Source organism: uncultured Aquincola sp., assembly GCF_964001545.1.
Classification (GTDB): domain Bacteria; phylum Pseudomonadota; class Gammaproteobacteria; order Burkholderiales; family Burkholderiaceae_C; genus Aquincola.
Map to the genome: position 1 here is coordinate 1 of NZ_CAXFDV010000538.1, position 6,922 is coordinate 6,922.

The following is a 6,922-nucleotide window of genomic DNA, read 5'->3' on the forward strand; positions in this document are numbered from 1 at the left end:
GCAGGCGCAAGATCGGCCACCTTGAGGCAACCTGGAACGCGCCCGTGGATTGGGTTCTTGTCTTCTTCGTCCTGTTCAAGGGCCTGGTGTTCGTGGCGGGCATGTACTTCGCGGTCAAGTGGCACTACGACCAGGAGAAAAAGCCCGCCAGCGTGCAAAGGCTGGTGCTGGCAGGCGCCAGGTACACCGCCCTCTTCCTGCTGGCGCTGTTGCTGGTGCTGGCTTTCACCCTCGGGCTGGCCAGGATGCTGGGCATGGACGTGAGCCTGCCCTGAAGCGCCGGTTCAGGCTGGTGCGCCCGCCAGCCGCAGCTGCTGACGGCCCACCGCGGCGGCCAGGTCATCGTCGTGGGTGACCAGCACCAGGGCAGCGTCCGACTCGGCCACCGCCTGCAGCAGCACCTGCATGGCCTGCTGCTGCGACACCGGGTCCAGCCGTGAGGTGGGCTCGTCGGCAAACAGCAGCGCAGGCCGCACCAGCAGCACCCGCGCCAACGCGATGCGCTGCAGCTCGCCGCCCGACACCTCGTGCGGCCGGCGGTCGAGCAGCGCCATCGGCACCGCCAGTGCCTGCAGCAAGGCCTGCAGATCGGCCGGGCTGCGCCGGTGCAAGCGCAGCACGTCGCGCAGCGACTGCGCCAGCGACACCTGCGGCGCGAATGAAGCCGTGGGGTCCTGGTAGAGCTTCTGGAACGCCTGGGCCGACAGGCCCGGGCCCCGCTGCAGGCGGCCGCGGTCCGCGGGCAGCAGGCCGATGAGCACCTGGCCCAGCGTGCTCTTGCCGCTGCCGCTGGGGCCCTGCACCGCCAGCCGGTCGCCGCGCCGCAGGCCGAGGTCGATGCCTTCGAACAGCAACCGGGCCCCAAAGCGCTTGGCCAGGCCGCTGGCCTGCAGCACCGGCTCGCCATGCGGGGTCGGCCCGGGGGCCGGCGCCCAGCCGGCCGGGTCGGCGGCCAGCAGCGCGCGGGTGAAGGCATGCGCAGGCGCGGCCAGCACGCCGGCCGTATCGCCCTGCTCCACCACTTCGCCCTCACGCAGCACCATCAGCCGGCCGCCCAGCGCCCGTGCCACCCGCAGGTCGTGGGTGATGACGACCACGCAGCCGCCGGCCCGCTGCACCGCCTGCAGCTGCTCGATGGTGCGGTCGCGCCAGAGCCGGTCCAGGCCTTTGGTCGGCTCATCGGCCAGCAGCACCTGCGCACCACCGGCCAGCGCCATCACGGCGGCGGCGCGCTGGGCCATGCCGCCCGAGATCTGCCAGGGGTACTGGTCGGCCGCCGCGGCCAGGCCCACCTGGCCCAGTTCGGCGCGGGCGGTGGCGCCGGCGGCCGGGCCGGCGCCGCGCAGCAGCGCATGCACCTCGGCCAGCTGGGGCGCGATGCGGCGCAGCGGGTCCAGCGCCAGCGAGGGCTCCTGCGGCACCAGGGCCAGCGCACGACCCCACAGCGGCCTGCGGGCGGCCCCATCAGCCGCGCGGCTGTGGCGCCCGGCCAGGCTCACCTGCCCTCGCGCCTGCAGCGCCGGTGGCAGGTTGCCCATCACCGCCTGGGCCAGCAGCGACTTGCCGGCGCCGCTTTCGCCCAGCAGGGTCAGCACCTGGCCGGGGTACAGCTCGAAGGACAGCGGCCGCAACAGCCGCGTGGTGCCCACTTGTACAGACAAGTCGTCCACCGCCAGCAGGGGGCCGGCCGCGGGCTGGCGAGCCAGGTCGGTCATGGCTGCACCTCGCGCTCGCCGGCCAGCAGCATCATGCCCAGCACCAGTCCCATCAACAGCAGCACGGGCGCGGCGATCAGCCAGGGCGCCTCTTCGTAATGCGGCAGGAATTCGATCATCATCAGCCCGAGTTCGGGCGTGGGCGGCTGCAGGCCCACGCCCACCACCCCCAACGCCGCCAGCGACAGCACCGACTGCGCGGTGCTGAAGGCCAGCAAGGTGGCCAGCACCGGCGCCAGCGCCGGCAGCAGGTGGCGGCGAAGCAGGTACGCGCCGCCAAAGCCCAGCAGGCGCGAAGCCTGCACCGCATCACCGGCCAGCACCGGCCGCGCGACGGCGCGGCTGACGCGGAAGTACTCCACCCACAGCGACAGGCTCAGGCCCAGGTACAGCGCCCAGTGCTGGCCCGGCGCCAGCGCCGCGAACAGCACCACCAGCAGCAGCCCGGGCACCGACATCACCGCATCGGCCAGCATCACCAGCGCCCGCTCCACGGCACCGCCGTGCCAGCTGGCGGCCACGCCCAGCAGCACGCCGGGCACCGCTGCCGTGATGGCGGCCAGCAGCGCCAGGCCCAGCGAGAGCTGCGCCGCATGCGCCAGCCGCGCCAGCACCGAGCGGCCCAGCACGTCGGTGCCCAGCAGGTGCTGCAGGCCGGGCGGCTGCAGGCTGTCGGCCAGCACCTGCCGGGCGGGGTCGATGCCGATGAGCCACGGCCCCAACAGCGCAAACAGCAGCACCGCGCCGATGAGCAGCAGACCGAGGCGCCGGCGCCGCCCTGCCCTGCGTGGCGCCGCCACAGGCATGACGCCTGGCACGCCCAGCGGTTGCGTTGGCGCCGTCATGCCGCACCTGCCCGGCGCTGGCGCGGATCGATGGCCAGGGTGGCGGCATCGACCAGGAGGTTGAACAGCACGAACAGCAGGCCCATGCACAAGGCCGTGCCCTGGATCATGGGCACGTCGCGGCCGAAGATGGCATGCACCATGGCATGCCCGATGCCGGGCCAGGCGAACAGGGTTTCGACCACCAGCGCCCCTTCCAGCAGGAACACCGTCTGCACGCCCAGGTAGGCCACCACCGGCACACCGGCATGGCGCAAGCCCAGGCGCAGCAGCACCTGCCCATCGCCCAGGCCCTTGAGGCGCGCGAACTCCCAGGAGGGCGAGCGTGTGGCCTGCAGCATCGCGCTGCGGGCCACACGCGCCAGGCCGGCGGCCATGCCCAGCGCCAGCGTCAGCGCCGGCAGCATCACGCCGCCATGCTCATGCTCGCCGGCCACCGGCAGCATGCCCAGCTGCACCGCGACGACCAGCATCAGCAGCACCGACAGCAGGAAAGGCGGCGTGGCCCGGAAGGCCACCGCCATCAGCAGCGTCAGGCGGTCCATGGCGCCACCGGGCCGCAGGCCGGCCCACACGCCCAGCGGCAGGCCGATCAGGCAGCTCAGGAACACGGCTGCCACCGCCAGGTCGACGGTGGCGCCCAGCTGGTGCGCGACCTCGGCCCACACGGTGTTGCCGGTGACCAGGGAGCGGCCCAGGTCCAGCCGCGCGATGTCGGCCCACCACTGCAGCAGCGCCTGCCACAAGGGCCTGTCCAGGCCCAGTTCGGCGGTCACGGCGGCGGCGGCGGCATTGCCCACCATGTCGTAGCCGTAGCGGCCGGCGGCCACGCGCATGGCCATGTCGCCCGGCAGCGAGCGCACCATGAAAAAGCACAAGGTGCCGATCAGCAGCGCCAGCGCCACCACCTGAAAGAGGCGCCGGGCCAGCAAGGCGGCCCAGCGGGAAGTGATGAAGCTCATGCGGTCCATGTCATGTCGGTGAGTCGGTAGGAGCGTTCCAGTGGATCGACGCTGACGCCGGCCACGCGGGCGCTGGTGGCCACGTGCTGCCGGTACCAGGTGACCGGAATGACCGGCAAGGCCTGGTGCAGCGCCTGCGCCACCTGGGCGCGCAGGTCGGCAGCCCGCTCGGGCGTCAGCCCGCCACGGGCCAGTGCCTGCAGGGCCGCCACCACGCGCTCGTCGCTCCAGCCCATCGCGCCCCAGTCGCCGCCCTGCGGGCCGTAGTCCTGCAGCAAGGTGCCCACCGGGTCGGGCACGGTGCCGAAGTTGCGGGCGCCCAGGCCCATGTGCAGCGTGCCGTCGCGGTGGCCCAGCGGAATGTCGCCCGAGTTGCCGATGCTCACCTTGACCGTGATGCCGGCCTGGCGCCACTGCTCCTGCAGCGCGGCGGCAAACAGCGGCAGCTCGGGCCGGTCCGGAAAACCACGCAGCACCAGCTGCAGCGGCTGTCCGGCCGCATTCACCAGGCCCTCAGGCCCGCGCTGCCAGCCGGCTTCGGCCAACAGGCGGGCGGCTTCGGCGGGGTCGTGCCGCAGCGGCGGCAGCCCGGGGTCGTGCCAGCCCTTCATCAGCGGCGGGAACATCTGCGTGGCGGCCAGCGTGGGGTCGCGCAGCAGCGCCTTGGCGATGCCGTCGCGGTCGATGCACAGGCTCAGCGCGCGGCGCACGCGCACGTCCTGCAGCGCCGGCAAGCCGGCGTTGAGCTTGACGATCACGGTGCGCGGCAGCATGGCCGTCTCGATGCGCACCTGGCCGCGCCGGCGCAGGCGCTGCAGGCTGGCCGGGTCCAGGCTGTAGGCCAGGTCGGCCTGGCCGGCTTCGACCATCAGCGTGCGGGTCTCCGAACGGCTGACCGTCAGGTAGCGGGTGTGGCGCACCACGGGCTGCGGCCCGTCATAACCCTCGAACGCCACCGCCTCCACCAGCTGCGGCGCCGACAGCACGTGGATGCGGTACGGCCCGCTGCCGACGATCTGCCGCACGCTGCCATCGGCGCCATAACTGGCAGGCGCCAGCACGATGGTGCTGCTGTGCGCCAGCAGGGCCGGCAGGCCGCCGAAGGGCGTGGTCAACCGGATGACCACCGTGTGCGCACCGTCGGTCTCGATGGCCCGCACCGGCGCCACGCTGAGCAGCGAAGGCGGCGTGCGCGCCGTCTCCAGGCAGCGCACCACGGCGGCTGCCGTGACGGCGCTGCCATCGTGAAAGCGCGCCTGCGGCCGCAGTTCAAAACGCCACACCAGGCCGTCGGCACTGCTGTGCCAGCGCTGGGCCAGCCCGGGCAGCGGCGTGCCGTCGTCGCGGGCGTTCATCAGGGTCTCGGCGATCTGCAGGCGGGCGAACATGAAGCCGCTGTTGGCGGGCGCCAGCCCGGTCAGCTCCCAGGGGCCGACCAGCTGCAGGGGCCGGCCGGCCTCGGGCACGCGTTGGGCCTGCACCGCGGGCACGGTCAAGGCCAGGCCGGCGGCAGCCCCCTGCAGCAGGCGGCGCCTGCGCAGGTGCGGTGAGCAAGAAGGTGGAGAAGTCGTCATCAGAACCGGGCCTGCAGCCCCAGTGTGAAGTTGCGCGGCGTGCCCGGCGTCACCCACACGCGGCTGTAGGAGCTGGTGTAGATGTCGCGGTCGAACACGTTGTCGATGTCCAGCGTCAGCCGCAGCGTGGGCGTGATGCGCCAGTAGCCGGTGAGCTTGGCGGTGGTGTAGGCCGGCAGCTCGAAGGCGGGCGTGCCGGCATTGGCCTCGGCCTGGGTGCGGGCCTGGCCCAGGCGCTGGCCCATGTGGGTGACGCCGCCGCCGATGCCGTAGCGCTGGCCGCTGGCCAGCGTGTCTTCCCACACCGCCAGCAGGCTGCCGTTGACCTTGGGCACGTTGAGCAGCCGCCCGCCCACTTCCAGCGTGTTGTCGCGGGTGATGTCCACGTCGTTGAGCACCAGGCTGGCATTGACGCGCCAGTGGCTGCTGACCTGGCCGGCCAGGTCGAACTCGGCGCCGCGGCTGCGGATCTGGCCCGCGGCCACCGAGAAGCCGGCATGGGCCGGGTCGGCGGTGAGCACGTTGTTCTTCTCGATGTGGAACAGCGCCGCGGTGGCGCCCAGCCGGCGGTCGGCGCTTTCCCACTTGGCGCCCAGCTCCAGCGCCTTGCCGCGCTCGGGGCTGAAGCTGCCGGCATTGACGTCGCTGCCGGTGTTGGGCCGGAAGGAGCGGCCGGCATTGGCATACACCGTCCATTGCGGCGTGGCCAGCCAGCTCAGGCCGATGCGCGGCGAGGTGGCGTGGGGCTGCTGGTCGGTGGTGACGTTGGTGCGGCGGTTCTCCAGCGACTGGTCGTAGCGGTCCATGCGCAGGCCGGCCACCAGGCGCCAGGCCGGGGCCAGCGCGATCGCGTCCTGCACATACAGCGCGGTGTTGCGCTGGCGCTCCAGCGTGCTGGTGTTGGCCACCGGCGTGGGCTGCGGCTGGCCGTACACCGGGTCGTAGATGTTGATGGCGTAGGGCGCGGTGCTGCTGGGGTTGATGCGCAGCATCACGCTGTCCATGCGGAAGCGGAAGGTTTCCAGGCCCACCAGCAGCTCATGCGCCACCGTGCCGGTGCGCAGCTTGCCCTGCAGCTCGGCCTGCAGCGCCACGTCTTCGGAGGTGTAGTCGCGGTAGCGGCGCTGGCGGGTCAGCGTGCCGTCGGCGCGCAGCGCGGTGGCTTCGGTGGAGTAGCCGTCCAGCGTGGTGCGGCGGGCCGACAGGCCCACGCGGCTGCGCCAGTCGTCGTTCCAGTGGTGGGTGAGGATGAGCTGGTGGGTCTGGTTGGCCACGGTCGCATCACCATCGGCCGGCTCGCCCAGGAAGCGGCTGACCGGAATGGCGCCCAGCCGGTTGTTCACCGCCACCACGCCGCGGTCCAGCGGCGTCTGGTGGCGCAGCAGCTCGCCCACGTAGTCCAGCGTGGTGTCGGCCGACAGGCGCCAGGTGAAGGCCGGTGCCAGCACCTGCCGCTGGGCGCTGATGTGGTCGCGGAAGCTGTCGCGGTCTTCCAGCGCGATGTTCAGCCGGTAGGCGAAGTGCTCGCCCAGCGGTCCGGTGCTGTCGAGCGCGGTGCGCTTGAGGCCGTAACTGCCGACGTAGCCTTCGAGCGAATGGCCGCTGCGCCACAGCGGCTGCTTGGACACGATGTTGAGCGTGCCGCCGGGCTCGCTGCTGCCGTAGAGGGCGGCGGCCGTGCCCTTGAGGAACTCGATGCGTTCCACCCCGGCCAGGTCGCGCGGGGCGTTGAAGCCGCGGTTGGACGAGAACCCGTTGAGCAGCGTGGCCATGCCGGTGTTCTCGTTGCCGGGCAGGCCGCGGATGGCGATGTTGTCCCACAGGCC

Annotated in this window: 6 protein-coding genes; 1 reads left to right on the forward strand and 5 read right to left on the reverse strand. The window is 72.6% G+C overall.

Annotated features, from left to right (window positions below; translation table 11 throughout):
* On the forward strand, positions 1-275 hold a 275-nt coding region (locus ABNT58_RS18490; protein ID WP_348754909.1), incomplete at its 5' end, for a hypothetical protein.
* Between the two features lie 9 nt (positions 276-284).
* Here the strand turns inward: ABNT58_RS18490 and ABNT58_RS18495 are convergent.
* From ABNT58_RS18495 to ABNT58_RS18515, 5 genes are all read right to left on the reverse strand, one after another.
* On the reverse strand, positions 285-1,715 hold the full coding sequence (locus tag ABNT58_RS18495) for an ATP-binding cassette domain-containing protein (RefSeq protein WP_348754910.1): 1,431 nt from the start codon (positions 1,713-1,715) through the stop codon (positions 285-287).
* A complete protein-coding gene (locus ABNT58_RS18500; RefSeq protein ID WP_348754914.1) occupies positions 1,712-2,521 on the reverse strand; it encodes an ABC transporter permease in 810 nt (269 codons plus the stop codon). Before ABNT58_RS18500 ends, ABNT58_RS18495 begins: the two co-directional genes overlap by 4 nt.
* Positions 2,522-2,556: 35 nt before the next feature.
* Positions 2,557-3,522: an ABC transporter permease gene (locus ABNT58_RS18505; RefSeq protein ID WP_348754911.1), complete on the reverse strand. Its 966-nt coding sequence runs from the start codon at positions 3,520-3,522 to the stop codon at positions 2,557-2,559.
* Positions 3,519-5,096 (reverse strand): ABC transporter substrate-binding protein, encoded by a 1,578-nt coding sequence (locus ABNT58_RS18510; protein ID WP_348754912.1) that lies wholly within the window; start codon positions 5,094-5,096, stop codon positions 3,519-3,521. Before ABNT58_RS18510 ends, ABNT58_RS18505 begins: the two co-directional genes overlap by 4 nt.
* Positions 5,096-6,922, reverse strand: a 1,827-nt coding sequence (locus ABNT58_RS18515; protein WP_348754913.1) for a TonB-dependent siderophore receptor, incomplete at its 5' end; no start/stop codon positions are given. The genes ABNT58_RS18510 and ABNT58_RS18515, both read right to left, overlap by 1 nt.